The sequence below is a fragment of the Methylomonas paludis genome (assembly GCF_018734325.1).
GTDB lineage: Bacteria > Pseudomonadota > Gammaproteobacteria > Methylococcales > Methylomonadaceae > Methylomonas > Methylomonas paludis.
In genome coordinates, this window is the sequence record NZ_CP073754.1 from 257,804 (window position 1) to 283,422 (window position 25,619).

Annotated in this window: 25 protein-coding genes; 5 read left to right on the plus strand and 20 right to left on the minus strand. The window is 49.1% G+C overall.

What is annotated here, in order from left to right:
* Window positions 1-114 precede the first annotated feature (114 nt).
* Window positions 115-939: a hypothetical protein gene (locus KEF85_RS01230; RefSeq protein ID WP_215582797.1), complete on the plus strand. Its 825-nt coding sequence runs from the start codon at window positions 115-117 to the stop codon at window positions 937-939.
* A gap of 239 nt (window positions 940-1,178) precedes the next feature.
* Here KEF85_RS01230 and clpB read toward each other — a convergent pair whose 3' ends face one another.
* Window positions 1,179-3,752, minus strand: a complete 2,574-nt coding sequence (gene clpB, locus KEF85_RS01235; RefSeq protein ID WP_215582799.1) for an ATP-dependent chaperone ClpB — start codon at window positions 3,750-3,752, stop codon at window positions 1,179-1,181.
* A 276-nt stretch (window positions 3,753-4,028) separates the two neighbouring features.
* Between clpB and KEF85_RS01240 the strand changes: the two genes are divergently transcribed.
* Both KEF85_RS01240 and KEF85_RS01245 read left to right on the plus strand, forming a co-directional pair.
* Window positions 4,029-4,232 (plus strand): cold-shock protein, encoded by a 204-nt coding sequence (locus tag KEF85_RS01240; protein WP_215582801.1) that lies wholly within the window; start codon window positions 4,029-4,031, stop codon window positions 4,230-4,232.
* Window positions 4,233-4,615: 383 nt separating this feature from the next.
* On the plus strand, window positions 4,616-5,533 hold the full coding sequence (locus KEF85_RS01245; protein WP_215582803.1) for a hypothetical protein: 918 nt from the start codon (window positions 4,616-4,618) through the stop codon (window positions 5,531-5,533).
* Window positions 5,534-5,581: 48 nt separating this feature from the next.
* Here the strand turns inward: KEF85_RS01245 and KEF85_RS01250 are convergent, their stop codons facing one another.
* From KEF85_RS01250 to KEF85_RS01275, 6 genes are all read right to left on the minus strand, one after another.
* The gene (locus tag KEF85_RS01250; protein WP_215582805.1) at window positions 5,582-6,436 is read right to left on the minus strand and encodes a radical SAM protein; all 855 of its coding nucleotides are present in this window, start codon (window positions 6,434-6,436) and stop codon (window positions 5,582-5,584) included.
* A 472-nt stretch (window positions 6,437-6,908) separates the two neighbouring features.
* Complete coding sequence (locus tag KEF85_RS01255) at window positions 6,909-7,721, minus strand: formylmethanofuran dehydrogenase subunit C (protein WP_215582807.1); 813 nt, start codon at window positions 7,719-7,721, stop codon at window positions 6,909-6,911.
* Window positions 7,718-8,614 (minus strand): formylmethanofuran--tetrahydromethanopterin N-formyltransferase, encoded by an 897-nt coding sequence (gene fhcD / locus KEF85_RS01260; RefSeq protein WP_215582810.1) that lies wholly within the window; start codon window positions 8,612-8,614, stop codon window positions 7,718-7,720. Before fhcD ends, KEF85_RS01255 begins: the two co-directional genes overlap by 4 nt.
* Window positions 8,611-10,275 (minus strand): formylmethanofuran dehydrogenase subunit A, encoded by a 1,665-nt coding sequence (locus KEF85_RS01265; RefSeq protein ID WP_215582811.1) that lies wholly within the window; start codon window positions 10,273-10,275, stop codon window positions 8,611-8,613. The genes fhcD and KEF85_RS01265 overlap by 4 nt, the downstream gene beginning before the upstream one ends.
* The gene (locus KEF85_RS01270) at window positions 10,269-11,540 is read right to left on the minus strand and encodes a formylmethanofuran dehydrogenase subunit B (protein WP_215582813.1); all 1,272 of its coding nucleotides are present in this window, start codon (window positions 11,538-11,540) and stop codon (window positions 10,269-10,271) included. The genes KEF85_RS01265 and KEF85_RS01270 overlap by 7 nt, the downstream gene beginning before the upstream one ends.
* 16 nt (window positions 11,541-11,556) lie before the next feature.
* Window positions 11,557-11,928 carry a 4a-hydroxytetrahydrobiopterin dehydratase gene (locus KEF85_RS01275; RefSeq protein WP_215582815.1) on the minus strand — a complete coding sequence of 124 codons (372 nt, stop codon included), beginning with the start codon at window positions 11,926-11,928 and terminating at the stop codon, window positions 11,557-11,559.
* A 788-nt stretch (window positions 11,929-12,716) separates the two neighbouring features.
* On the opposite strand from KEF85_RS01275, the gene KEF85_RS01280 reads away from it, so the two are divergent.
* Window positions 12,717-13,457 carry an Lcl domain-containing protein gene (locus KEF85_RS01280; protein ID WP_215584931.1) on the plus strand — a complete coding sequence of 247 codons (741 nt, stop codon included), beginning with the start codon at window positions 12,717-12,719 and terminating at the stop codon, window positions 13,455-13,457.
* Between the two features lie 104 nt (window positions 13,458-13,561).
* On the opposite strand, the gene KEF85_RS01285 is transcribed toward KEF85_RS01280, so the two are convergent.
* From KEF85_RS01285 to KEF85_RS01345, 13 genes are all read right to left on the minus strand, one after another.
* Window positions 13,562-13,951 carry a ClpXP protease specificity-enhancing factor gene (locus KEF85_RS01285; RefSeq protein ID WP_215582817.1) on the minus strand — a complete coding sequence of 130 codons (390 nt, stop codon included), beginning with the start codon at window positions 13,949-13,951 and terminating at the stop codon, window positions 13,562-13,564.
* Complete coding sequence (locus KEF85_RS01290; RefSeq protein WP_215582819.1) at window positions 13,948-14,556, minus strand: glutathione S-transferase N-terminal domain-containing protein; 609 nt, start codon at window positions 14,554-14,556, stop codon at window positions 13,948-13,950. Before KEF85_RS01290 ends, KEF85_RS01285 begins: the two co-directional genes overlap by 4 nt.
* A 169-nt stretch (window positions 14,557-14,725) precedes the next feature.
* On the minus strand, window positions 14,726-15,448 hold the full coding sequence (locus KEF85_RS01295; RefSeq protein ID WP_215582821.1) for a cytochrome c1: 723 nt from the start codon (window positions 15,446-15,448) through the stop codon (window positions 14,726-14,728).
* A gap of 2 nt (window positions 15,449-15,450) precedes the next feature.
* Window positions 15,451-16,845: a cytochrome b gene (locus tag KEF85_RS01300; RefSeq protein ID WP_215582824.1), complete on the minus strand. Its 1,395-nt coding sequence runs from the start codon at window positions 16,843-16,845 to the stop codon at window positions 15,451-15,453.
* Window positions 16,842-17,441, minus strand: a complete 600-nt coding sequence (gene petA, locus KEF85_RS01305) for a ubiquinol-cytochrome c reductase iron-sulfur subunit (protein ID WP_215582825.1) — start codon at window positions 17,439-17,441, stop codon at window positions 16,842-16,844. Before petA ends, KEF85_RS01300 begins: the two co-directional genes overlap by 4 nt.
* 162 nt (window positions 17,442-17,603) lie before the next feature.
* Window positions 17,604-18,686, minus strand: coding sequence for a histidinol-phosphate transaminase (gene hisC, locus KEF85_RS01310; RefSeq protein WP_215582827.1), 1,083 nt, complete (start codon window positions 18,684-18,686; stop codon window positions 17,604-17,606).
* Between the two features lie 147 nt (window positions 18,687-18,833).
* A complete protein-coding gene (hisD, locus tag KEF85_RS01315; RefSeq protein WP_215582829.1) occupies window positions 18,834-20,138 on the minus strand; it encodes a histidinol dehydrogenase in 1,305 nt (434 codons plus the stop codon).
* A 4-nt stretch (window positions 20,139-20,142) separates the two neighbouring features.
* Window positions 20,143-20,769, minus strand: a complete 627-nt coding sequence (gene hisG, locus KEF85_RS01320) for an ATP phosphoribosyltransferase (RefSeq protein WP_215582833.1) — start codon at window positions 20,767-20,769, stop codon at window positions 20,143-20,145.
* 13 nt (window positions 20,770-20,782) lie between these two features.
* Complete coding sequence (gene murA, locus KEF85_RS01325) at window positions 20,783-22,048, minus strand: UDP-N-acetylglucosamine 1-carboxyvinyltransferase (protein ID WP_215582836.1); 1,266 nt, start codon at window positions 22,046-22,048, stop codon at window positions 20,783-20,785.
* A gap of 41 nt (window positions 22,049-22,089) precedes the next feature.
* Window positions 22,090-22,398, minus strand: coding sequence for an STAS domain-containing protein (locus KEF85_RS01330; RefSeq protein WP_215582838.1), 309 nt, complete (start codon window positions 22,396-22,398; stop codon window positions 22,090-22,092).
* Window positions 22,398-22,868, minus strand: a complete 471-nt coding sequence (gene mlaD, locus KEF85_RS01335) for an outer membrane lipid asymmetry maintenance protein MlaD (protein WP_215582840.1) — start codon at window positions 22,866-22,868, stop codon at window positions 22,398-22,400. Before mlaD ends, KEF85_RS01330 begins: the two co-directional genes overlap by 1 nt.
* A 1-nt stretch (window position 22,869) precedes the next feature.
* Window positions 22,870-23,652, minus strand: coding sequence for a lipid asymmetry maintenance ABC transporter permease subunit MlaE (gene mlaE / locus KEF85_RS01340; RefSeq protein WP_215582843.1), 783 nt, complete (start codon window positions 23,650-23,652; stop codon window positions 22,870-22,872).
* A gap of 17 nt (window positions 23,653-23,669) precedes the next feature.
* Window positions 23,670-24,488: an ATP-binding cassette domain-containing protein gene (locus tag KEF85_RS01345; RefSeq protein WP_215582848.1), complete on the minus strand. Its 819-nt coding sequence runs from the start codon at window positions 24,486-24,488 to the stop codon at window positions 23,670-23,672.
* Window positions 24,489-24,636: 148 nt separating this feature from the next.
* Between KEF85_RS01345 and KEF85_RS01350 the strand changes: the two genes are divergently transcribed.
* Window positions 24,637-25,611 carry a KpsF/GutQ family sugar-phosphate isomerase gene (locus KEF85_RS01350; RefSeq protein ID WP_246535009.1) on the plus strand — a complete coding sequence of 325 codons (975 nt, stop codon included), beginning with the start codon at window positions 24,637-24,639 and terminating at the stop codon, window positions 25,609-25,611.
* Window positions 25,612-25,619 lie beyond the last annotated feature (8 nt).

Here is a 25,619-nt window from a genome sequence, read left to right on the forward strand (position 1 = left end):
TTATTGGCTTTAAAAATTTGAGACGACAACTAGTCTGACGCGGGGGGAGATGCAGACACGAGTCTCCCTCAGTTTATTGTCGAGACTAACGGCAAACGCATAGGATCTTCCGAGTTGGATAACGAGGATATTGGTCGATGGCTTTGGTTTCGTTCAAGTGTAGTGACCGACCTTCTAGGCCACCGCGGCTTCGCCCTTAAGTGGTACACGGCGGAGACCGGTGCTATTTGCTCGGCCTCTAGCTACGCCACTCACTTCGGTATTAATTCTGCTGATTTACTAACAGTCTACGCTTACGACATCGCTCGTCTCCCACCTTGGGAACAGCATGTCTGGGCTGCCCATAACGTTGCTCCCGATGGGAAGGTCTCAGGAGAATTGTTGTCGGCGCAAGTCAAGGCTCAACCGGCGTCCACACACGCTGTAGAGGAAATGTTCTTTGGGAGCATGCGAATGCTCGAACAAGGCTTCCGAGAAAGGTTCGGTGTTGACTTGTTCAGCCACGATATCGATGACGAATCAGTTATGCAGCAGGTATCTCGTTTCCATAGCAAGGACCAGGCGTCATTGCTAAGGCTGGCGAAAGAGCTTGTCCGTGCATTCTCCGACCGACTCAACATTCGCGATCTCCGCAAACTTTCAACCCACGCGGAAAAAGAAAAGCTTGGATCAAACAAGCTTCTGCAAGATATTCTGTCCCAGAAAATTGGGGCCGATAAGGCTCGCCAAGTCTTTTCCGAGATTGCTGGTGCTTATGATATGCGCGTCGGTGATGCACATCCGACCGGATCAAAAATTACAGATGCAATCAAGCTTGCAGGCATTGACCAAAGCCGCTCGCACCTAAGACAAGGTGAGCAGCTGATCCACAACTTCGGGCGAGCGGTTTGGTATACAGGTAAATATCTCTTCGGACAACCTGGATCCCATGAAAGCTAGTACTCACATGCCGCATGACAACTCGCTCAACACGGACGTGCATAGGCGGCGCTTCGTGCCACTTATGCACGCCGGTTAGCTCAAACTTTAAAAGACTGCTTTCGATTCTATCGCCGCCATACACTTAAATTCTTGAGTGTCGCAAAGTGGCCGATAACGGCAATTAAGTTAAGACAATAAAAAACCACCCCAGCCCCAAAGCCAGGGTGGTCTCACCCGACCCAATAAAAACCTATCCCTTACTTACCAAACACCAGCCCATCCCCAGCCACATCGACCTTAATCACATCCCCAGGCACATAGTTACCGGACAGCAGTTGATTAGCCAGCGGATTTTCCAACTGACGTTGAATCGCCCGTTTCAACGGTCTTGCCCCATACACAGGGTCAAAACCGGCTTCGCCAAGCAAATCCAGTGCAGCTTCGGTAATTTCCAGGCCAATGTCTTTGTCCTGTAAACGCTGCCGCAACAGGTCGATCTGAATTTCACTAATGGCGCGGATTTGTCTCTCATCCAGCGGATGAAACACCACCGCCTCGTCAATCCGGTTAATAAATTCAGGACGGAAATGTTGGGCCACAATTTCCATTACCGCATCCTTCATCGCCACATAGTTTTCTTCGCCGGCCAGTTCCTGAATCAGTTGTGAACCCAGGTTAGAGGTCATCACGATTACCGTGTTTCTAAAATCCACGGTGCGGCCCTGGCCATCGGTCAAGCGGCCATCGTCCAGCACCTGTAATAGGATGTTAAACACATCGGCATGGGCTTTTTCAATTTCATCCAGCAAAATTACCGAATAAGGTTTGCGCCGCACCGCCTCGGTCAGATAACCGCCTTCTTCATAGCCTACATAGCCGGGCGGTGCGCCAATCAGCCGCGCTACGGAATGTTTCTCCATAAACTCGGACATATCAATCCGCACCATGGCCTCTTCGGTGTCAAACATAAATTCGGCCAGCGCTTTGCACAACTCGGTTTTACCCACCCCGGTCGGCCCCAGGAACAGGAAGGAACCATTAGGCCGGTTGGGGTCGGATAAGCCGGCCCGTGAGCGGCGAATCGCGTTGCTGACCGCTTTCAGGGCTTCCTGCTGACCGATGACCCTATGACCCAGTTCTTCTTCCATGCGCAGCAATTTTTCCCGCTCGCCTTCCATCATTTTTGACACCGGGATACCGGTCCATTTGGAAACGATTTCGGCAATTTCCTCTTCGGTTACCCTGCTGCGCACTAAAGTAGTTTGCTGTTGTTCGGCCTGCGCGGCAATTTCCAGTTCTTTTTCCAGTCTCGGCAACTCGCCGTATTGCAGTTCAGACATACGGCCATAATCCTGCGCCCGCCGCGCTGCTTCCAGTTCCAGCCGCACATGTTCCAGCTTTTCCTTAATCGAAGATGTGCCTTGCAGGGCAGCTTTTTCGGCTTTCCACACTTCATCCAGATCGGAATAAACTTTTTCCAGTTCGGCAATTTCCTGATGCAAAATATCCAGACGCTTTATCGATGCAGCATCATTTTCATTTTTCATCGCTTCACGTTCAATTTTTAACTGAATCAAACGCCTGTCCAGCTTATCCATTTCTTCCGGTTTGGAATCCATCTCCATACGAATTTTACTGGCCGCCTCGTCTATCAGATCAATCGCCTTGTCCGGCAACTGCCGGTCGGCAATATAGCGATGCGACAGGGTTGCCGCCGCCACGATGGCCGGGTCGGTAATATCCACGCTGTGATGAATCTCATAACGCTCTTTCAGGCCGCGCAAAATCGCGATAGTGTCGGCCACACTCGGTTCATCCACCTGCACTTTTTGAAAGCGCCGTTCCAACGCCGCGTCTTTTTCGATGTATTGGCGGTATTCGTCCAGAGTGGTGGCACCCACGCAATGCAGCTCACCGCGCGCCAGTGCCGGTTTCAGCATATTGCCGGCATCCATCGCGCCTTCGGCTTTACCGGCACCAACCATGGTATGCAGTTCGTCGATAAACAGAATCACCTGGCCCTCCAGCTTCGCTACATCGCTTAAGACAGCTTTAAGACGCTCTTCAAAGTCGCCACGAAACTTGGCGCCGGCTATCAGCGCCGCCATATCCAACGACAGCAATTGCTTACCCTTAATACCTTCCGGCACTTCGCCGTTGACGATACGTTGCGCCAGACCTTCCACAATAGCGGTTTTACCCACGCCGGGTTCACCAATCAGCACCGGATTATTTTTGGTGCGGCGTTGTAACACCTGAATGGTGCGGCGGATTTCGTCGTCACGACCAATCACCGGATCAAGCTTGCCCTGTTCGGCGCGCTTGGTCAGGTTGATGGTGTATTTTTTCAAAGCCTGACGCTGATCTTCGGCATTGGCATCATTCACATTTTGCCCGCCGCGCATATTGTCTATGGCTTTTTCCACCGCCGCCTGAGTCACACCAGCCTGTTTCAACAGGGTTTGCAGCGTACCTTTGCTGTCCAGCGCAGCCAGCAAAAACAGCTCACTGGAAATAAACGCATCCTGACGTTTTTGCGCCAGTTTGTCGGTTAAATTCAGGATGCGGCTCAACTCGTTGGAAATTTGCACATCACCACCGGTGCCGGCCACACTGGCCAACCTGTCGATGGCTTGCTGTAAATCCTTACGCAGGCTATTAATCTGAGCGCCGGTTTGTACCAGTAAAGGCCTGATGCTGCCGCCTTCCTGGTCGATGAGTGCCAGCATGACATGTAAAGGATCAATAAATTGCTGATCTTTACCCAGTGCCAGGCTTTGCGCATCGGCCAGCGCCAACTGAAATTTACTGGTTAATTTATCCATTCGCATTTGCGTACCTCAAGGAATTGTATGATGCTGCTGAAATGGGGCAATCCCCTTATGTTTTCAAGGACACCAACTCATTTTCCACAAAAATTAACAGATAATTCATTCGGCTTAGCTCTTAATATTAGCGGCAACCAGCAACACAGCATAGCTATCAAAGCCAAATCACAGTACAATTAGACCCGCACAGCTACTGAATTTTGGATGATACGGCCATGGTTAACATTCATAATTCCACTGCTGTGTCATCATTAGTTTTAATTTGTAGGAGTTTTCTAAATGGCAACAGGTACTGTGAAGTGGTTTAATAACACCAAAGGCTTCGGTTTTATTCAGCCAACAGAAGGGAGTGAGGATGTTTTTGTACACCACTCGGTGATTTTGGGCGAAGGCTTTAAAACCTTATCACCAGGTCAATCCGTACAATTCGAGATTGAGTCCGGTCCCAAAGGTTTGACAGCAACAAACGTTCAAGCCAAATAAGTGTAAAACTCCACAGAAAAGGCTCTTCACGGAGCCTTTTTTATGCCTAAAATCTAGCCAAATTGGCTTTGCCCATCCCCTTTCTGATTAAGGCGAATGTAGCCTCGATGCAACGCAGTGGAATCGAGGAGGTTCGCAGCCTAGCCTTTATCCAAGATGCGGGTGCGATCCCGCCTCTACCACCTTTGCCCAATCAACTGTTAACCCAAACATAGCCGTTCTAAAGCCAGAGTGATTTTAAAAAAAATCGGCTGATTTTAGCGTCAATCATTGCAGGGATAAATGCTATATCCCTAAATTTTGTATTGTTATCAATATTTTGTAGCCACTCGCTATATTTTGGGACTATAATCAAACCTCCTCCGCTATAATCGTACCCTACTATGGCAAACGAATTCCCTAGCTTAAGACAACTCAACACTCCTCAAAAAGTTTTATTTACCGGTTACCTCAGTACCGTAGCTATAGGCTATCTGGTAGCCATCATTCAGATTCTGTTTACTCACGGTATGGCCGACGGCAAATTTGGCCTGTCTATCGATGATATCGTCTATAGTTATTACGGCAACCGTTCCGGCAGTATGCTGGAAACCAAGCTTAACGGCTCCATGAAGGATAATGCCTCCGATCAGGAACGCTTTCAGATTATTCAATGGGTGCGTGATGGTGCCGATCGTCAGGAATTTAGCGAAACCGGTGTGGAAAAAATCATCCAGGACCGTTGTGTGATGTGTCACAGCAAAGGCGCACCGGTTCCGGATTTTACCGACTTCAAAGTGTTAAAAGAATTGGCCAGTCAGGATGAGGGGGCAACCTTCAGTTCGCTGACCAGAGTCTCGCATATCCATTTATTTGGTATCGCCTTTATCTTCATGTTCGTGGGGCTGATATTCAGCTTTAGCGAAACCAGTACGGTCAGATACAAATCCTTGGCTATTGGTATGCCTTATGTGTTTTTGTTGGCGGACATCGTTTCCTGGTGGCTGACCAAACTGTCGCCCAGCTTTGCCTGGTTGGTGATGCTGGCAGGTTCCGGTATGGCGATATCCTTTGGTTTTATGTGGATAGTGTCACTCTTGGAAATGTGGTGGTTTGATCTGGCCTTTGTCAATTCAAAAGGCGAGCGTTACCCGCAATGGAGTGTTTATGTCGAAGGCAAATTTAAACAGTTAGGCGGCGAAGATTTTTGGTACAAGCTAGTGGCCTTGACTAAAAAGTTGGGCTTATCGCTTTGGACCAAAGCCAATGAGCAGGGCATCCCGGCGCTTAAAGCCCTTTACGGCAAATTCAGAAAGAAATAGTCCTGATGGAGGTGGGCAGGCCTTATGCCTGCCCATATGCGCTTATACTTAGGCGCTGACACTAACCTGATAACCCAAGGCGCTGATCTGGTCGGCAAAGGCCTGCATTTCCGCCAAGGGCATAGCTTGCAACTCGTCTGCTTCCGGTTGAAACGACTGCCGGGCTATGCTGTACAGCATGATCTGCCGGATCAGAATGCCGGCTGCCGGCAGCGCTTTCAACAATTCTAAATAAGCCTGTTTTTCACTAGCCGTCCATAATTGCCCCCGATACTGCAACATACAAGTTTGCAGCTTGGTAGGACATAAAGCCCTGGCAATTTTCAGGTGTTCCAACAGTCTTGCTTGGCCTAGCACCGTATTATTAACCAGCTTGCGCCCGGCAAAACTGGCGCTATCCAGCTTAAACCAAAGTTCGCCCTGGTATTGAGCCAATGCCCGTAAACCCTCCTGGACATTGCTTTGCTGAATCAGACTGCCGTTGCTGATCAGCACAAATTTTGCTGCCGGGAAAATACCAGCGCTACTGGCAATATCGCCCAGCAGGTGGATTACCTCGGCAAAATTTTTCACACTGCTGGGTTCACCATTCCCGGAAATGGCAACATCCTTAATGCACTGCTGTGCCGCCTCGACCTTAAAATCCCGGTAAAACTCCCCGGATTGCACATAATCAAGAAAACCACGCAATTCGCTAGCCAATAAGGCCAGATCTATATCCGGGGCCGTGCCTCGCGTCAATCCCGGCACCTGGCAATAAATGCAGCGCCAGTTACAGGCATTGTTCGGATTCAGATTAATGCCTATCGACAACCCGCCGGCCCGGCGAGACAATACCGGATACACATAACGCAGTCCGGCGATATCTCGATTGTGATTACTAGTGGTGAGTTGCAAAGACATGATTAGCGGGCTGAATTTAACCGGATGGAAGGAAACCCACCAAAACTTCGCGGGTGTTTGGCGTTTAACTATCCCAAAAACACCCTGCACAATGGGCTACCATAGCCTGCATCATCGCAACCCGTAGCCTCGATGCAACGTAGTGGAATCGAGGGGTTCGCAGCGTAGCCTTTATCAAACCAGAGTCAGCCGGGTTCAACAAAATCCTGTACCGCATCAACAACACCCTGCGTAGCGCGGCTACCATAGCCGGCATCATCGAAACCCGTAGCCTCGATGCAACGTAGTGGAATCGAGGGGTTCGCAGCGTAGCCTCAATCAAATCAGTGTCAGCGGGATTCAACAATATCCCGCTTCAACCAAAATCAACTATCAACGCAAACTCTGCCTAAAACAGGCACTTGCAGGACGCGCTAAACACACTGCTACTGGTTTAAAAAAACGCCATACAACATTACGCCAAATAATTACGTTAAGCTTTTACCAAAATCTCGCCGCGTCCGGTTTCAGCCAGATCACCACCAAAGCGGCGCACCCGGTTAAACGCAACTGTGGCATCGGCAAAGCGCGAATTTAAATCTTTATACGACGCAAACAACAAAGGCAAAAATGCCAGTGTATGCGTACCACAGTCATTAAAGGTTGCAGAAATCTGCGGTTGATTCCATAACAGCAAGGTACCGCGACGCATGGCGTAACCGGCATAACGGCCAGTGTTACCCATCACGGCAATGGTACCGGCTATCATCCGGGAACCCAGATAATCACCAGCATTGCCTTCAATCAGGATTTGTCCACGGCGCAGGTGATCGCCAACCCGGCTGCCGGCATTGCCTTTCACCAGCACCGTACCGCCTTTCATACCCTGTTTGTTGCCGGGCAAAGCGCCGCCCACGAAATCGCCGACATCGCCGCCGATTTCCAGATAACCGTTTTTCAGCTCACAGGCCGCGTAAATCCCGGCATTACCACTGACTTTAATCGTGCCGGCCTTCATGCCCTGGCCCAAATAGGCACCGGCATCACCGTTGACGCTAATACTGCCGCCGTCCAGTTCTTTGCCGATATAATCCAGTTTATAAAACCCACCTTCAATAACGATATTCTGGCTGTCAGTACCGCTCACATCAAACAGCTCATCAACCCGTACCAGTTTATTGCCGGTTTGTAATTTCAGCGCGGCAATCTGGCTTAGTTCCAGATCCCGGAGTTTTTGACAGACCAGCGGCGACAGATCGATACGCTGCTCGGTTGGGCGTTTCACTGTAAACGTTAAGGCGCTCATGCCATAATCTCCTGCAAATGAAAGTGATAGGGGCCAAGTTTACCGCCATAATTACCGGCACTGATCCGTTTAATACCGTTGGCTGCGCCCAGTTCGCAAATAGCCTGGATACCGGCACGCATGGCTTTATCAATATCCTCTTTGCTCAAGCCGTCAATCACGATTTCCATCACCGACTCAATTTCCGCTGATAAATCGGTTTTGGTCACCCCTTTCAGGGTAGGGCAGAACGCATCGTTGGTAGATGCTCCCAAGGTCGGATATTTTGAACCGACTTTAGAGCCGGAACGCACCACACCGCCGGGGAAAGGCATAATCACATTAGGTACAGCCCTCATGGCTTCAATAGCTGCTTCACAAGCTGCCAGTGCCTGCGGTTGGGATTCTGCCAGCACTAAAAAATTACCGCCGCCCACAGCTTCCACCATGCCGGTAGTCGCTTCAGCCAAAAACTCGCCATCCATTACCGGCACCCGCCAATAGCGCTTGCCGCCGATTTTTTTGGCAATTTGAAAACCATCGCCAAAATAACGCAGGTTTTTACCCAGAGCGATAGGTTTGCCGCCTTCAATACCGGCAAACAGCGCCGAAGTGGGTGAAGTCAGCACGCATTGGCCGGCTCGGGTTTCCAGCTGTTTGGCCAGGCCTTTGCCGCCCATGGCGAATATCAATATGGCAACACCGGGACGGCCATCCGGCGTTTCGCTGGGCGCCAGAGCTTTTTCAATACCGGCTTCACAACCGCAGCCGATCACGGAAGTGGCAAATCCGGTCATAGCTTGCGCCGCAATCAACGCCCATTTTTCATTTTGAGCGGTGATAATGGCCCTGGTCGCCTTCATCGGAAAGGCTTCGGCAAAAGTTTTATCTATGGTTACGCCGTTGATTATCATGCTGTACCTCTTAATGGATGCACAGTGATGCTGCCGCGTCCATCTTCTGTAATTTCGTCGTCGCTGATTTTGAAATTGCCCACTTTCATGGTCAAGAACCGGTCAAAATACTGTTGCAGGTCTTTTTCTACCGAAGGGTCAAATTCCGGTTTCACAGTATGGGTAGTGCCCCATTTAACATGCACAATCTCGCCGTCTTTGGCCACCAGTTCGCCATCCTTAAACACATAATCCGGTTTGGTGAACATTTTTTGCCGGTCGGCATCTTCGGTATAAACAGTAATATCCGCCCAGTTACCGGGAGCCAGGGCGCCACGGTGTTGTAAGCCGATAATTTTTGCCGCACCGGCTCGTGTCAGAATCGCTATTTCGTTAAAGGTATATTCACGATCAATCGAGGCCAGCGTGGTCATTTTTTGCGCTTCAGGATGAATAGTTGCCAGCATGTCATTGCGGAAACTTTTATCCATCAGCAGCCGGATCAGATGCGGATAGCTCATGAACGGCGCACCGTTTGGATGGTCAGTGGTCAGGAATATCCGCCACGGATCTTCAACCAGCAGGAAGATTTCCAGACCGATAGCCCATTGCAGAGCATTAACAAAATTCTGGTCGCGGTATTTAAACGGCACCACCCCACAACCGGCATCGCACTCAATATCCATACACACCCATTTGTCTGGGCTGGCGTATTTGTGATTGTAATGTTGACGCATATTATCGCCGGAAGCCGTAACCGTTTGACCAAACATCACCTGGCCGACATCGGCAGTAATGTTTTTATTGCGATTGATGGCTTCGGCAATTTGGGCGCCGCCGGAAGAAAACTTGAAATTGCCTTCTTTGCCGTAACTATGGAATTGAATATGGGTCAGATGCATAGGCAGACCTTCAATACCGGTTATGGTATCCAGCGTGGTATTGACATTGCCGGGTACGCCCAGATTACAGCCATGTACATGCAAGGGATGGGTGATACCGATCTCTCTAACCGCTCTAGCCAGGGTTTGCAAAATTTGCCGGGGTGTCACATCGTAATAGGCATTTTTCTCATCCAGATCCAGTTTGCGCTGGTTGAATTTGAAAGCACTGATGCCACCGGCATTCACCACTTTCACGCCTATGGCTTTAGCCGAATTGATAGTCCAGGCCACATAGTCGTTAATAGCTTTTTGATCTTTTTTGGCAGTCAGCATCCGTAACAGAAAATCATCACTGCCCAGCATCACATAGCCGCCTTTATCCAGAATTGGAATATCGCCCATTTCCATGTGAGCCTGACGCGCGTTGATCGGTAACAAAGCTGGTTCAAAAGCGGCGGTATATCCCATTTCCGCATAACGGTAGCCGGTAACAAAGGTACTGGGTATCACGTGACCGTTACCGGAGCGGGTAATATTGGTACGCGCCACCGGATCCATGCGATGGTCTTCCGGTAACAAGGTACGAGCGATATTGCCTTTGCCGCCACCGATATGGGTGTGCAAATCAATGGCGCCCGCCATCACAATCTTGCCTTGCAGATTGTATTCCTTGTCTATCGGTAAGTCCTCTACCGGTTTGGCGATAATCCGGCCATCCTGGATATAAATATCCAGTTTTTGGCCATCTATGCCGCTGGCAGGGTCGTAAATAGTTCCATCGGTGAGTTTTATCAGCATGACGATACCTGCAAAATCTGTTCAATGGCCTGCAACACTTTAGCCGTGCTGGGTAGACCGGAGTCTCTCAGTTTTTTTAAACGAATGGCAACCACATTATCCAGCCGGTAAGCATGGCCGTTGTGGTCTATGCCGGGCGTGCCTACCGGAATAAAAACCTCGGGTTCCTGCTCAAACTTCATGCCGGAACGGCCCAGCACTATCGTGGAGAGTTGGCTGCTGGGAGGAGGTGTGATATTAAAAGTTTGTACCCAGATCAAGGCATCGGCTTCGCCATTATTCAGCAGACTTTGGGTTTCAAACAAATAAGGATCATATTCAGGATAACCCCGGGCAAAACTGACCCTGGCCGGATATCCGGTGGTCCAGCCGCAGACCTGATTGGCCGTTTGATCGCCTTCTTTACCACCTAGTGGAAACCCGGAGCAACGGGTGCCTTGTTGATTGACGTCCTTAACCAGGCTGCAAATACTTTGTACGGTTAGTTCTGCCTGATCAAATGCCAGAGCCGCCGCACCCCAGCAGACGATACCGTATTTTGCTGCTTTCAGTTTGGCAACAATGGTTTGCAAATCAGCAATAGCCAAGCCGCCAACGCTTTCCACCTGTAAGATTTTACCGCGAATCAAAGCCGAAAGGGCGGCAGTGACATCAGGCAAATCAGCATCTGCACAAGCATATACAGTGGCTTTGCGGCCGGAGGGCGAGCTTGATGCCGTGCCGGATGGGTTTTTGCCCAAATAGATAATTTCCCGGTTGGATGTGTCTTCAACGAACATGGCTTCCGGATTCCACAGATAGCGTTCAAAGAAACGCGGCGCAAAACCTTCCAGATCCGTACCAACTATTAATAACAAATCACAGCGATTTTTGAATTCCGCCAAGGTGGTGTTCATCCAGCCGGTATCTTGCTGAGCCAGTAAATTGCGCCGGGCGTTATTGAAGTTACCATTGTCGACCACTGCACCGGTACGATCGGCCAAAGCCAACAAAGCTCGCATCCCATTGACATCGGTTGCACAAGCGCTGAACACAGGCAGATTGGTATGACTCAAGATTTCCGCTGCCTTCGCTACAGCTGTTTCCAAACTCACAGTCTGGCCGTTCACCCTGGGTTGGGTATCGGAAATAGGCCGTTCAAAAGCCGGGGTATTCACCGCACAGCCATTTGCAGTGACTGTCACGCTGGTGCCTTCCACCCGTATCGTCAAGTCGTCGGTGCCGATACCGCAGAAAGGACTCGGCACTTCTGTTATTTCAGTCATATCGTTTATCCTGTGATTAATCTTTTTTGATGTACTTGAAGCGCGGGTCGTCCGGCGTACCCTCAAACACCCCGCCGGATTCAGCGGCGGCGTCCCATAGCACAACGTCTTCAATTTTTTTAGCCAAGCTAAAATCTTTTTCAGTAATGCCCTTGGCAGAGTGGGTGACCAGTTTGACAATCACAAAGGCATAGGACACCGTTAAATCAGGGTGATGCCAAGCAGCCTCAGCCAAATGACCGATAGTATTAACCACCATCAGCGTGGCCTTCCAGCCGCTGGTTTTGATTTTGCGTCTGATCCAGCCGTTTTCGTAATACCAGTGCGGCAGTTCGCCGGCAAGACGTGCAACAATTTCAGCCTCATTCAAGGCAATATCTTTGGACATGATCTTAATCCTCCACCGCTAGATAGCCATTCTATCGCAATCGATTTGCAACTGTCTTTAGTAGAATTGAGAAAATGTCGGAAAACCAGCAGCCAAAGTCAGATCGGGGATTATTTAAGGCTATGTTTGCGTTAACATTTGATGCCAGATTTGTAACTACTTAGCGTCCCAGTACCGCTTTAAAAAGCATGTACTTGTAATGTGCTAAACGCAGTGCAGCGCATGGTTCTAAGCTAAGTACTTGTTTAAAAAAGATCAGCAACCTTACACAGGGTAATTGCCAGATTTTTTGCTTAAAAAATGTCCTCAGATTAAAAGCCGACTAACCAGTTCCTCCCTTTGAAAAACAGGGTTAGGGGATTTGATGATGGCTTCTACAACTGCACTATAAATCAACAACTAACCCAAACATAATTTTATTGTAACTAATCAGCGTCCAAATATCCCGATTAAAAGCGAGTAGTTGTAGATGTGCTAAACGCAGTGCAGTGCATCGTAACCCGTCAAGCCTCGTTAGCAATAATAACTGTCGCCGTTAGCCGAAAGTCCTGGCGGGTTAATGCAGTTAAAAGCATGATCAACGTCAAGAGCATCTGGGGTACGACTGCCCTGTTAAGGTGCTAGCCAGATACTAATTCATTAGCCTACATAAAATAGCCACTAGCCTATAAGACATGGCTTATACTTATACCTGTGTGCTTAAGTCTAGAGACCAGCCTAGCGCTGGAGTTTGCAAATGTCGTGCAACGTCACTATTAATTTAAAACATAAAAGCTAAGGAGTAACACATGACACACGGAAAAACTTTATTGATTGCCAGTCTGCTGTTCAGTCTCATCAGCCTCAATGCCCAAGCCACCTTAACCACTACCGTCGGCGGTTTAGGGATTTACGACAGCGGCCTCAATACCACCTGGATCCAAGATGCCAATCTGTTAGGTACTTGGGAAGGCGCGTATCAATCTACCAGCTACAATAACATTGTTACCGCTATCATCAATGCCAGCAGCGGTGTGATCTATGACACCCCCAATGCTTACGATAATGGCACTTACACCCTGACTGCTGCGGATTTCGGCAGTGGCGGCAGGGTAGACTGGTGGGCTGGTCTAGCGTTTGTGAATTACCTGGATACCCAACATTACGCTGGTTCCAGTCATTGGGCTTTACCCACCACTCCAGATAACGATGCATTGTATGGTTACAACCAAATCAGCAGTCAGCTAGGTGAGCTGTTTTACAACGAACTGGGTGGTACAGCAGGCAGTTCTATTTCCTCAGGTCCGTTCAGCAATGTCCAATCCTCTGCGTACTGGTCTGGTACGGAATATGGGACTGATCCTGAGGGCGCATGGTTTTTCGGTACCCGCAATGGCTACCAGGACGGCAATTACAAGACCAGCCAGTTTTACGCATGGGCAGTTAGTCCCGGCAATGTTGCCGCCGTGCCGGAACCCAATGTAATCTGGTTGCTTGGCACTGGCTTGTTAGGTTTTCTTGGCTTAAAGAGACGCGGCAACATTGGGTAATTTGGATCATTTAGCCCTTTTTGGGAGGGTAGGGTGGATTCGCCGCCAGGCAATCCACCAAAGCTTCCCAACGTGTTTGGCGTTTTGCTGTCGCAAACATAGACTTATTTAACCACTCTTAATTGCGGCTTCTGCGGTTTCTTGGGCTCGACAGGAGCTGGTGGCGGGGTTTCATCTTCGCCTTCATGTTCTTTGTCAAAAAACATGCCTTTACCGGTTTCTTTGGCAAAAATAGCCAGCACGGCTCTGGTCGGGGTACTGACGGCCATGGCTTTGCCGGCAAAGCGGGCGTTAAATTTTATTTCGTCATTATCCAGCGCTAAACCATGTACGGCTTCCGGGCGAATATTCAGCACAATTTTACCGTCTTCAATAAAATCAGTTGGTAAAACGGCTTCAGGAAAATTGGCATTAACCAGCAGATACGGGGTTAGGCCGTTGTCGAGTATCCATTCGTAAATGGAACGGATTAGATAAGGTTTCAGTGGAGTCATTTGTGAGCAACAGCCATCATTTCTTTTTCTTGGTTGGTCAGGCTGTCCTGAAAGGCTTTTCTGGCAAACAAGCGGTTAGCATAAGCAGTAATGCCTTTTCCCAGACCGGTAATATCGATACCTACACTACCCAAACGCCATAAAAACGGTGCCATGGCACAATCGATTAATGAATACTCTTCACTCATGAAATAAGGCGTAGCGTCAAAAACCGGGCCGGCAGCCAGTAAACTTTCTTTGAGGGATTTTTTGGTTTTACCGGATTTTTTTTCACCATTGGTCAGGATGTCCTCAAGCATCGGATACCATTCCTGGTCGATACGTTTGATCAGCATTCTGGTATTGGCGCGTGACACCGGATCCATCTGGTGCAGGGCCGGGTGCGGAAAACGTTCGTCCAGATACTCCATGATGATACGCGCGTCATAAAGCACCAGATCTCTTTCCACCAATGTTGGCGCATTACCATTGGGATTGAGTTCTAGCAGATCTTCGGGCGGATCGTTCGGGTCAAAAAATTCGATATCGGCAGGAACACCTTTTTCATGGATGACCAGACGTGCACAATGACTCATGATGCAGGTTGGGGATGAAAAAAGAGTCATTGCGGATTTTCGGCTGGTGATGTTTGCCACGAAGAATAACCTCTTTGAGTAACGGGGTTTGTTTCGACTCGAATTGTATCACGGTTAAACGTGGATTTGGGGGAAGCGAGAGACCGAAAACAGCAGGCTGAGGAAGGCGGAACAAGGTGGCTTGTTCCGCCGTAAATGCTTAGTGTACGTCTTTCCAGTATTCTTTTTTCAGCAAGTAGCCGACCGCAATGAACATCAGGATAAAAAACAGCACATATTTGCCCATGCTCTGTCTTTCCAGTTGCACCGGCTCACCCACATAAACCAGAAAGTTCACCAAGTCATTCACCATTTTGTCGAATTCCTTGGGCGATAATTGTCCGGGCTGTTCCAGATGCAAGTCAGTCAGCACATCCTGGCCATCAATATTTTTGATCACCGCCACTTGGGTACCTTGCTGCTGCCAGAACACATTAGGCATAGCCACGTCTTTGAATACCGAATTATTCACGCCGGTCGGCTTGCTTTTATCAGTGTAAAAACCCTTCAGATAAGTATACAGCCAGTCAGCACCCCGTGAACGGGCAATCAACGACAAGTCGGGTGGCGTGGTACCAAACCATTTTTCGGCATCGTGACCATTCATGGCCGAATGCATTTGGTCATATATCCCGGCGCCGATAGGTGCCACATTCTTGAGGATTTCCGTTTCATCCAGATGTAAGTCCAACGCAATCCGTTTATAACGGATTTGTTTGGCAGAATGGCAGCCCAGACAATAAGTGACGTAATGTTGAGCACCGCGCTCCAGAGACAGGGTGTCAGACAGATTGATATCGGCCTCCTCAAGCTCAATGCCACCACTATTGGCATAGGCGCTGCAGGAAAGCAATAATAAAAGAGTGGATAGAATTCGTTTCATGATTATTCAAGGCTTCCTATTATTTTTTTTGCAAATCGAAACAGCACTGCTTTAATGCCTGCCGGATTCGGACTTCTTTTATAGGTAGTTGCGCCTCCAGCATTTACTGCTGTCAGTGTCGTTACTTCGTTAAAAACCGCTACAACAGCTGGAATACGATCTTCCAGGCTAGGTTGATCGGTTAGTCTATCAGGTACAGGCTTGGTTTTTTCCCAGCGGGTATACAGCGGCATTAACAGAAAAAAGCCGAAGTAAACGGCAGTAAACAGCCGGGCCATAGTAGTAGCCAGCGGGGTAGCCGGTTGGGTGCCCAGATAGCCCAAGCTAACAAAGCTGATAACGAACAGCAGTAAGGCTTTTTTGAACATTCCGCCGCGATAACGGATAGATTTGACTTTGCTGCGATCCAGCCAAGGCAGCATGAATAACACCACAATGGCGCCACCCATGGCAATTACGCCGGCAAATTTGTCAGGAACAGCCCGCAAAATGGCGTAAAACGGCGTGAAGTACCAGACCGGCGCAATATGTTCCGGCGTCTTCAACGGGTCAGCCGGGATAAAATTGGCGTGTTCCAGAAAGTAACCGCCCATCTCCGGCATATAAAAAATCACCGTGGCAAAGAAAAACATGAATACTCCCACCCCAACGATATCTTTTACCGTGTAATAAGGGTGAAAAGGAATGCCGTCCAGCGGTCTGCCCTGCCAGTTAACGTTGTCATGAATATCGATACCGTCCGGATTATTGGAACCGACTTCATGCAAAGCCACAATGTGCAGAAATACCAGGATCAGCAGTACCAAAGGTACCGCGATAACGTGAAAAGCAAAGAAGCGGTTTAAAGTGGCATCAGATACCACATAATCGCCACGTACCCATAACGATAATTCATCGCCGATGACCGGGATAGCGCTAAACAGGGAAATGATTACCTGAGCGCCCCAGTAAGACATTTGGCCCCACGGCAACAGATAGCCCATAAAGGCTTCGGCCATCAGGCAGACAAAGATTAGCATGCCAAAAATCCAGATCAATTCGCGCGGCTGCTTGAAAGAACCGTACAGCAAGCCTCTGAACATGTGCAGATAAACAATAATAAAAAAGGCCGAAGCGCCGGTAGAGTGCATATAACGCACCAGCCAGCCCCAATCGACATCACGCATGATGTATTCCACAGAATCGAAAGCCAGTTTGGCATCCGGTTTGTAGTTCATGGTTAATAAAATACCGGTGACAAATTGGTTGACCAGCACAAATAGCGCCAGTGAACCGAAAAAATACCAGATATTAAAATTTTTCGGCGCATAGTAGTGCGCCATATGATCGTTCCAGAGATCGGAAAGCGGGAAGCGTTCCAGAAACCAATCGGAAATATTGTTGATTCTTTGTTTCATGCCTTGCTAGCCTCGATTTCTTCGCCGATGATAATGAGGGTGTCCGTCACATAACGATAGGGCGGAACCTCAAGATTGGTAGGAGCAGGAACACCACGATAGACCCGGCCGGCCAAGTCAAACCATGAACCGTGGCAAGGACAAAAAAATCCGCCTTTCCAGTCTTCGCCCAAATCGTTGGGGGCAATTTCCGGACGGAAAGTGGGTGAACAGCCTAAGTGAGTACAAAGCCCAACTGCTACAAAAATTTCTGGCTTAATGGAACGCAAAGTATTTTTGCTGGTCTCAGGTTGCAAGGACGCGCCGGATTGTGGATCAGCCAATTTGGCATCCAGAGTCACCAATGTTGCCAGTACTTCCGGGGTGCGATTCAGTACCCATACCGGCTTACCACGCCAAGCAGCCCGGATTAACTGACCAGGCTCAATTTTGCTGATATCGACTTCGACGGGTGCTCCGGCAGCCATGGCTTTCGCACTGGGACGCATTTGCGAGAGAAAGGGTACGGCTAGATAACCTGTACCCACTGCCCCAACCACCGATAGCGCAGTGGTCAGAAATTGGCGTTTGGATTTATCGACGCCTTGTTCGTTCATGAGTAACGCTCCTGTGTTAGTTTGATGCATTTCACTGTGCATCAATTTTTTATAATTTTGGGCAAATATACCTTACTGATGGCATTTATAGAAGCCCGGTGCTGTAAAGAGAAATTCAATGCTTAAAAATACCGCCGTTCAAAACTATTAAATTCAGGGTTTTTACTGATTCAATGCGTTTTTTAAGGCCTGCAGAAAAGCCAGATTTTCAGATTCTGTACCTATGGTGACTCGCAGGCAATTCGTTAAAACCCCGCCTTGCCTAGATAGATTTTTTATCAAAATGCCTTGTTGTTTCAGGGCCGTGAATACCTGATCGGCAGATATATCCAAAGTTCTAAACAAAATAAAATTAGCCGCACTTGGATAGGCGTATATCTGATCCATAGCCTGCAGAGCATTAAACACAACAGTCCTTTGTTGGCAGATATCTTTAGTCTGATCCAACAAAAATTCGCCATAGTTTAGGGCAAATTCAGCCGTGCTTTGCGTGAGGCAATTAATATTGTAGGGTAGACGGATTTTGTTCAACTCAGTCAATATTTTCGGATTGCCCGCCAGAAAGCCCAGGCGTAATCCAGCCAGCCCCAGTTTAGATACAGTCCGCATCACCAGCAGATTATCAAGCTCGGCCAATAAATGCAGAAAACTGGCCTCGGCAAACGGCGCATAAGCTTCATCTATCACTACCAATCCCGGTGCTGCTGCCAAAATAGCCAGAATTGATGCTGTATCAAACAAATTGCCGGTGGGATTATTCGGGTAAGCCAGAAAAATCAGCGCTGGCTGCAAAGCGGTGATGGCGTTCAGCATAGCCGGCAGATCCAGGCCAAAGTCATCCTCCCGCAAAGGTATACCACAATAATTCAAACTCAGGCTTAAGGCGATTTGTTTATACATCACAAAACTGGGCTCTACCGATAGTACACTGGCCTGAGGGGCCAGTGCCATCAGCAGTATCTGGATGATTTCATCCGAGCCGTTACCCAGTATCAAGCCGGCATGTTCAGAAATAGCGTTGCTGGAGCGTAAAACAGCGGCCAGCGCTTTGGCTTCCGGATCAGGATAACGATTCAGTGCACAAGTTTTCAGGGTTTCCAGCCATGCTTGCTGGATGGATTCCGGCCATGAATAAGGATTTTCCATAGCATCAAGCTTGATGTAATTAGCAGCATCAGCGACATGATAGGCCGACATGGACAGTAGTTCCGGTCGGAAAAGTTTGGCAGATAAATTATCAGGCATCAGCAACTAAATCATTCAGGTAAGGAGTAGAGACAAACTTCCGGCTATAGGATGTGCTGAACGTAGTGAAGCGCATCAATCGCGCCCAATGCAGCTGGACGTAGGCACATATATTTAGTTGTTCCGTCATAGCAAATTGGGCAACCATTAGGACAAGCGATACTCGGCAGAACGGGCATGAGCGGTCAGGCTTTCGCCGCGAGCCAGTACCGAGGCAATTTTACCCAATTCTGCGGCCCCCACAGCCGAACAATTAATCAGGCTGCTGCGTTTTTGAAAATCATAAACGCCTAGTGGTGATGAATAGCGGGCTGTGCCGGAGGTAGGTAATACATGATTGGGCCCGGCACAATAATCACCCAATGCCTCGGCAGTATAACGGCCCATAAAGATAGCCCCGGCATTGCGGATTTGTGCCGCCAAGGCCTCTGGGTCCGCGACAGACAATTCCAGATGCTCAGGAGCAATGCGATTGGCTATTTCCGCAGCCTGATTTAAATCGTTAACCTTGATGAAGGCGCCGCGCCGGATCAGCGAATTGGCAATAATCTCGGCTCGCTCCATTTCCGGCAATAAACGCTTAATGCTCAATTCCACGCTATCCAGAAATGCACTAGAGTTACTGATTAAAATAGCCTGAGCATTTTCATCATGTTCTGCCTGGGAAAACAGATCCATGGCAATCCAGTCCGGGTTGGTGAGGCCGTCGCAAATGATCAGAATTTCCGAAGGCCCGGCGATCATATCGATACCGACCTGACCAAACACCAGTTTTTTGGCGGTAGCCACATAAATATTGCCGGGGCCGACAATTTTATCCACCCCCGGAATCGTTTCAGTACCGTAAGCCAGAGCAGCAATCGCCTGTGCACCGCCTATCGTGAAAACTCTATCCACACCGGCGATATGGGCGGCCGCCAATACCAGCGGATTGGTTTCGCCGCCGGGGGTGGGCACCACCATTACCAGTTCGCCGACTCCAGCCACCTTGGCCGGAATCGCATTCATTAACACCGAAGACGGATAAGCCGCTTTGCCGCCGGGAACATAAAGTCCGGCCTTGTCCAGCGCAGTAATTTTTTGGCCCAGTTGATTACCGTTGTCCTCCGTATATTGCCAGGCTTGCAGCTTTTGTTGCTGGGCATAAGTGCGTATCCGTTCGGCTGCGGTTTCCAGGGCATGTAACTGATCGGAACCTATGCTGGCGCGGGCTTGCAGTAATGCAACCTGAGGTAATTCCAGTTCCGCCGCATTGCTGACCTGGCGTTTATCAAAGCGGTTGGTGTATTCCACCACGGCCTGATCGCCATGTTGACGTACCGCGCCGATAATTTCCAGAACCTGTTGGTGAATCGCCAAATCATCACTTGCATCCCAGGCCAGCCTGGCCCGCAACTGTTGGTGAAAATCGGCTGACTGGCTGTCAAGTCGGGTCATGGTAACAAGGGACATCAGCTCACCTGTGCTTTAGAGTATGTTCAATTTGGTCTATCAGGGTTTGGATAGCCTGATGTTTGATTTTCATCGCCGCCTTATTCACTACCAGCCGGGAGGTAATATTAATAATCAAATCCCGCGCTTCCAGACCGTTGGCTTTCAGGGTATTGCCGGTGTCCACCAAATCTACTATGCAATCGGCTAGCCCCACCAGGGGAGCCAGTTCCATGGAACCGTACAGCTTGATAATTTCAGCCTGTATGCCCAGGTCGGCAAAATAACGCTGTGCGGTTTTAACATATTTAGTGGCAACCCGCACCCGGCCGGAAATGGCCGGCGAACCAACCCGCGCCGCCGTCATCAGCCGACAGCCGGCGATGCCTAAATCCAAAGGCTCGTAAAGACTCTCCGCACCGTGTTCCAGTAACACGTCTTTACCGGCTATGCCCAGGTCTGCCGCCCCGTATTCAACAAAAGTCGGTACATCGGTAGCGCGGATAATAACCAATTGCACATCATCACGGCTGGTGCGCAAAATCAGCTTGCGGCTTTTTTGCGGGTCATCTATCGGCGTAATGCCGGCAGCAGCCAGTAAAGGTAAGGCTTCGTCATAAATACGGCCTTTGGAAACAGCTATAGTCAACATGATTAGTCAGATCTCAGCGCGGTACACGGCGGATAGTGGCACCCAATTGCGCCAGTTTTTCTTCAATATGATCATAACCGCGGTCTATATGATAGATACGGTCTACCAGGGTTTCGCCATCCGCTACCAGACCAGCCAAGACCAGGCTGGCCGAAGCCCGCAAGTCGGTGGCCATCACCGGCGCGGCAGTCAATTGTGCCGTACCCGAGCAGATCGCGGTATTCGATTCCAGACGAATTTGCGCGCCCATGCGCTGCAATTCCTGAACATGCATAAACCGGTTTTCAAACACGGTTTCGGTAATCAGGCCTATACCGTCTGCCACTGAATTCAAAGCCGTAAACTGGGCCTGCATATCTGTCGGAAAAGCCGGATAAGGCGCAGTGCGGATGGTGACGGCTTTGGGGCGTTTGCCGTGCATGTCCAGTTCTATCCAGTTTTCACCAGTCGTGATATCGGCTCCCGCTTCGCGTAATTTGACCAGCACAGCGTCAAGAATATGCGGGTCGGTGTTTTTTAATTTCACCCGGCCCCGGCTGATGGCGCCGGCAACCAGATAAGTCCCGGTTTCAATTCGATCCGGCAGGATTTCATAATGCAATCCTGGTGTGCCTAATTTCTCCACGCCTTCAACTTCCAGAATATCAGTACCGATACCCGAAATCTTGGCGCCCATTTTATTCAGAAAATTCGCCAAATCAGTTACTTCAGGCTCCTTGGCGGCATTCTCAATAATGGTAATGCCTTTGGCTAAGGTCGCCGCCATCAAAATATTTTCGGTACCGGTAACGGTAATTTTATCCAGCACCAGATGACAGCCTTGTAATCTTTTTGCGGTAGCATGAATATAGCCGGCTTCAACCTGGATATCAGCACCCATCTTGATCAGAGAGTCGATATGAATATCAACCGGACGTGTACCTATCGCGCAGCCGCCCGGCAGGGAGACATGAGCTTCACCAAAACGAGCCAGCAAAGGACCCAGCACCAGAATGGAGGCACGCATGGTTTTTACCAGTTCATAAGGCGCTTCATAGCGGTTAATGCTGTTTGAGTCGACTTCGATATTCATTTTTTCATCGACCATCAGACCCACTCCCATTTGTCCCAGTAATTCCAGAGTGGTGGTAATGTCATGCAAATGCGGAATATTGCCGATGCTGACCGGTGTGTCGGACAGCAGGGTGGCGGCCAGAATTGGCAGTGCTGCATTTTTGGCGCCGGAAATGCGGAGTTCTCCGCAAAGAGGTTGGCCGCCGGTAATCAGTAATTTATCCATGAGATGTATAGGTTGTTATAAAGGCTAAGGCAAGCGTTATGCTAGGCATCGCTGGCAAAATATTCGTTTTTGTCTAAACTGCTAAGTTTGGCAAGCGCGAGAATCTGTTCTGGAATATTCTTGAAACGCAATCTTGACTGGTTAATCCGGCTCAGTTTGATCCATTCGATCATCAAAGCCAGACCGGCGCTATCGGTAGCGGTAACTGCGGCCAGATCAATGCAGATTTTATCCTGTCCCGGTTGAAACTTTAGGGCTTTACTGGTTTGTCTGTCGATAGCGGCAAAAGTTAGCTGGCCTTTTACGACATAGTAACCGGGAGTTTGCTTGATTAGTTTTAATGTGGACATTATTTCTCGTCAGCTTTATTCAAGAGAAACTTGCCTATCATTTCTTCCAGAATAATGGCGGAACTGACATTTTCAATTTTACTGTTGTTTTTTAGAAATGCGCCGGACAAACCTGGGCCGGGATCAATACTGATGTATTGCTCACCCAACAGACCGGCGGTATAAATGCTGGCGCCGGAATCGTCAGGCAGATTATCGTATTTGGCGTCAATATGCATTTCCACCAAAGATTCATGGCTTTCTTTGTCCAGGGTGATGGCAGACACCCTGCCTATCCGCACGCCGGCAACCGATACCGGTGATTTTACTTTCAAGCCGCCAGAGTTTTGAAATCGGGCCGTTACCGTATAACTGGCGCTGCCGGTGTAATTGCCCAGATTGCTGACTTGTAAGGCCATGTAAAACAAAGCGGCGATGCCGCTGGCGACAAACAGACCAACCAGTGTGTCCTGTGTCTTTGAGTGCTGCATGTTAAATATCTCCAAACATGAGTGCGGTTAGAATAAAATCAATGCCCAAGATGGCAAAAGCAGAGTTGACAACGGTGCGGGTGGTGGAGCGGCTGACACCTTCTGAAGTTGGAACGGCATCATAGCCCTCAAACAGGGCAATCCACGACACAATAAAGCCGAACACCACGCTTTTAATCACCCCGTTGAGAATGTCCTCCTGAAAATCGATGCTGGATTGCATTTGCGCCCAAAACGCACCGTCATCAACACCCAGCATGCCCACCCCCACCATATAACCGCCCATGACGCCAATAGCGCTGAATAATGCAGCCAAAAGCGGGGTGGAAATAAAACCAGCCAGAAAGCGCGGCGAAATAATGCGTTTAATCGGATCGACCGCCATCATTTCCATGCCCGACAATTGTTCGGTGGCTTTCATCAAACCAATTTCTGCCGTCAATGCCGAACCGGCCCGACCGGCAAATAAAATCGCAGCCACTACCGGGCCAAGTTCCCGTACCAGTGAGGCGGCAACCATCACGCCCAAGGATTCTTCAGCGCCAAAATCCGACAGAATATAAAAGCCTTGCAGGCCCAGCACCATCCCGACAAAAAGTCCGGAGATGCTGATGATCAAAAATGACAGTACCCCCACCGAGTACATTTGCTTAACAAACAGGCTAGGGCGCGGTAAAACATAGCTAATGCCCGCCAATGTGTGGATCAGGAAAAAACTGCCGCGGCCTAGTTTGGTAAAACTAGTGCGTGTGGTTTTGCCCAGGTTTTCAAAAAATTCAAGCATATCAAAGCCGGTGTAGGTTAAGTGGCCGCTAATAAATCATCAAAATAATTATTGGCTGGATAATGGAAATGCACCGGGCCATCCGCATAACCGTTTAAAAATTGCTGTACCCACGGGGAGTCCGATTTTTGCAATTGCTCGGGACTGCCCTGACCGATAATTTTACCCTCTGAAAGCACGTAAATGTAATCGGCAATCGCGGCAGTCTCCGCAACATCGTGCGAGACAATAATGCTGGTTAATCCCAGGGTACTGTTCAAGGCTTTGATCAGATGTACCAACACCCCCATGGAAATCGGGTCCTGGCCGGTAAAAGGTTCATCATACATAATCATCAACGGATCAAGCACAATCGCTCGGGCCAGGGCCGCTCGTCTGGCCATGCCTCCGGAAAGTTCGTTCGGCATCAAGCCGCGTGCCCCGCGTAAACCTACCGCTTGCAGCTTCATCAGTACCAGGGTCCGGATCATGGATTCCGGCAGCTGTGTATGTTCGCGCAGAGGGAATGCCACGTTTTCAAAAACATCCATATCGGTTAGCAGAGCACCGGTTTGAAACAACATACCCATGCGTTTACGCAAAGTATATAACTCGGTGGTGTTCAGCTTATGCACGTTTTTACCATCAAAATGAATGCGGCCCTGGTCGGGATAAAGTTGACCGCCTATCAATTTTAAAAGTGTGGTTTTGCCTGTGCCGCTAGGGCCCATGATGGCGGTAATTTTACCGCGAGGGATGTTCAGACTGATATCGTCAAAAATTTTTCTGGAACCTCTGGAAAAGCTCAGCTTTTCAACACTGACAATATTAGAGTCTGGATTTGCACTTTTAGGCATCTGCTGGAATTTTTAGGATTATTTAGTTTCAAACAGGCTATTTTGTATGAGGCGCTTAGAATAAGTCAATGACTCAAGGTGAAAAGATCGGTAATAACATGCAATAATGTGTACTTTTTATTTCCTTACATGCAGGGCAGTAGCGAAAGTGGAGTGTGATCAAGAAATTCGCTTATTGGCGTTGGCTGTGATACAGACCGAAGCGCAAGCGGTAGCAGCGCTGGCTGAGCAGATCAATGCCGAGTTTGTCAGTGCCTGTCGTTTAATGCTGGCTTGTAAAGGTCGGGTAGTTGTCACCGGCATGGGTAAATCCGGGCATATTGCCGGTAAAATCGCCGCTACTTTGGCCAGTACCGGGACCCCGGCTTTTTTTGTCCATGCCGGCGAAGCCAGTCATGGCGATTTAGGCATGATTACCCGCCAGGATGTGGTATTGGCCTTGTCCAATTCCGGGGAAACTGAAGAAATTATAATAATTTTGCCGATTATCAAACGCCTGGGAGTGCCCTTGATAGCCATGACCGGCAACCCATCCTCAAGTTTGGCAAAATTTGCCACGGTACATATTAACGTTGCCGTGGCCCAAGAAGCCTGCCCTTTGGGTTTGGCGCCGACATCCAGCAGTACGGCTGCTTTGGTCATGGGGGATGCGCTGGCCGTTTCGCTGTTGCAAACCAAAGGCTTTAGCCGTGATGACTTTGCGTTGTCTCATCCCGGTGGAAGTCTGGGGCGGCGCTTATTGCTGAAAGTGGCCGATGTCATGCATAGCGGCTCCGCCATCCCGGTAGTTAGCCAGGATGCTCTGGTGAGTCAGGCTCTGCTGGAAATGACCGATAAAAAACTAGGCATGACAGCCGTGGTTGATCCGGAAAATAAAGTGGTGGGTATTTTTACTGATGGTGATTTGCGCCGGATGCTGGAGAAAAATCTCAATGTTCACAGTACCAGTCTTGATCAAGTCATGACCCGCGGCTGCAGCGTTATCAGTGCCGAAATTCTGGCCGCAGAAGCCATGCAAATCATGGAAACCAAAAAAATTAATGCCTTGCTGATTGTTGATGAACAACAATGTTTGCAGGGGGCTTTAAATATGCACGATTTGGTTCGTGCCGGTATTGTTTAACAGGCTTG

What these genes read in the sequence shown, in the direction of transcription:
- KEF85_RS01345 (WP_215582848.1), bottom strand. Translation starts at nt 24,488, where the DNA reads ATGCCTAAAAGTGCAAATCCAGACTCTAATATTGTCAGTGTTGAAAAG.
- KEF85_RS01250 (WP_215582805.1), bottom strand. Translation starts at nt 6,436, where the DNA reads ATGTCTTTGCAACTCACCACTAGTAATCACAATCGAGATATCGCCGGA.
- KEF85_RS01295 (WP_215582821.1), bottom strand. Translation starts at nt 15,448, where the DNA reads ATGAAACGAATTCTATCCACTCTTTTATTATTGCTTTCCTGCAGCGCC.
- mlaE (WP_215582843.1), bottom strand. Translation starts at nt 23,652, where the DNA reads ATGCTTGAATTTTTTGAAAACCTGGGCAAAACCACACGCACTAGTTTT.
- KEF85_RS01265 (WP_215582811.1), bottom strand. Translation starts at nt 10,275, where the DNA reads ATGCTGATAAAACTCACCGATGGAACTATTTACGACCCTGCCAGCGGC.
- KEF85_RS01280 (WP_215584931.1), top strand. Translation starts at nt 12,717, where the DNA reads ATGACACACGGAAAAACTTTATTGATTGCCAGTCTGCTGTTCAGTCTC.
- KEF85_RS01290 (WP_215582819.1), bottom strand. Translation starts at nt 14,556, where the DNA reads ATGACTCTTTTTTCATCCCCAACCTGCATCATGAGTCATTGTGCACGT.
- KEF85_RS01300 (WP_215582824.1), bottom strand. Translation starts at nt 16,845, where the DNA reads ATGAAACAAAGAATCAACAATATTTCCGATTGGTTTCTGGAACGCTTC.
- hisC (WP_215582827.1), bottom strand. Translation starts at nt 18,686, where the DNA reads ATGCCTGATAATTTATCTGCCAAACTTTTCCGACCGGAACTACTGTCC.
- hisG (WP_215582833.1), bottom strand. Translation starts at nt 20,769, where the DNA reads ATGTTGACTATAGCTGTTTCCAAAGGCCGTATTTATGACGAAGCCTTA.
- clpB (WP_215582799.1), bottom strand. Translation starts at nt 3,752, where the DNA reads ATGCGAATGGATAAATTAACCAGTAAATTTCAGTTGGCGCTGGCCGAT.
- petA (WP_215582825.1), bottom strand. Translation starts at nt 17,441, where the DNA reads ATGAACGAACAAGGCGTCGATAAATCCAAACGCCAATTTCTGACCACT.
- KEF85_RS01255 (WP_215582807.1), bottom strand. Translation starts at nt 7,721, where the DNA reads ATGAGCGCCTTAACGTTTACAGTGAAACGCCCAACCGAGCAGCGTATC.
- fhcD (WP_215582810.1), bottom strand. Translation starts at nt 8,614, where the DNA reads ATGATAATCAACGGCGTAACCATAGATAAAACTTTTGCCGAAGCCTTT.
- hisD (WP_215582829.1), bottom strand. Translation starts at nt 20,138, where the DNA reads ATGTCCCTTGTTACCATGACCCGACTTGACAGCCAGTCAGCCGATTTT.
- KEF85_RS01285 (WP_215582817.1), bottom strand. Translation starts at nt 13,951, where the DNA reads ATGACTCCACTGAAACCTTATCTAATCCGTTCCATTTACGAATGGATA.
- murA (WP_215582836.1), bottom strand. Translation starts at nt 22,048, where the DNA reads ATGGATAAATTACTGATTACCGGCGGCCAACCTCTTTGCGGAGAACTC.
- KEF85_RS01330 (WP_215582838.1), bottom strand. Translation starts at nt 22,398, where the DNA reads ATGTCCACATTAAAACTAATCAAGCAAACTCCCGGTTACTATGTCGTA.
- KEF85_RS01240 (WP_215582801.1), top strand. Translation starts at nt 4,029, where the DNA reads ATGGCAACAGGTACTGTGAAGTGGTTTAATAACACCAAAGGCTTCGGT.
- KEF85_RS01245 (WP_215582803.1), top strand. Translation starts at nt 4,616, where the DNA reads ATGGCAAACGAATTCCCTAGCTTAAGACAACTCAACACTCCTCAAAAA.
- KEF85_RS01275 (WP_215582815.1), bottom strand. Translation starts at nt 11,928, where the DNA reads ATGTCCAAAGATATTGCCTTGAATGAGGCTGAAATTGTTGCACGTCTT.
- KEF85_RS01270 (WP_215582813.1), bottom strand. Translation starts at nt 11,540, where the DNA reads ATGACTGAAATAACAGAAGTGCCGAGTCCTTTCTGCGGTATCGGCACC.
- mlaD (WP_215582840.1), bottom strand. Translation starts at nt 22,868, where the DNA reads ATGCAGCACTCAAAGACACAGGACACACTGGTTGGTCTGTTTGTCGCC.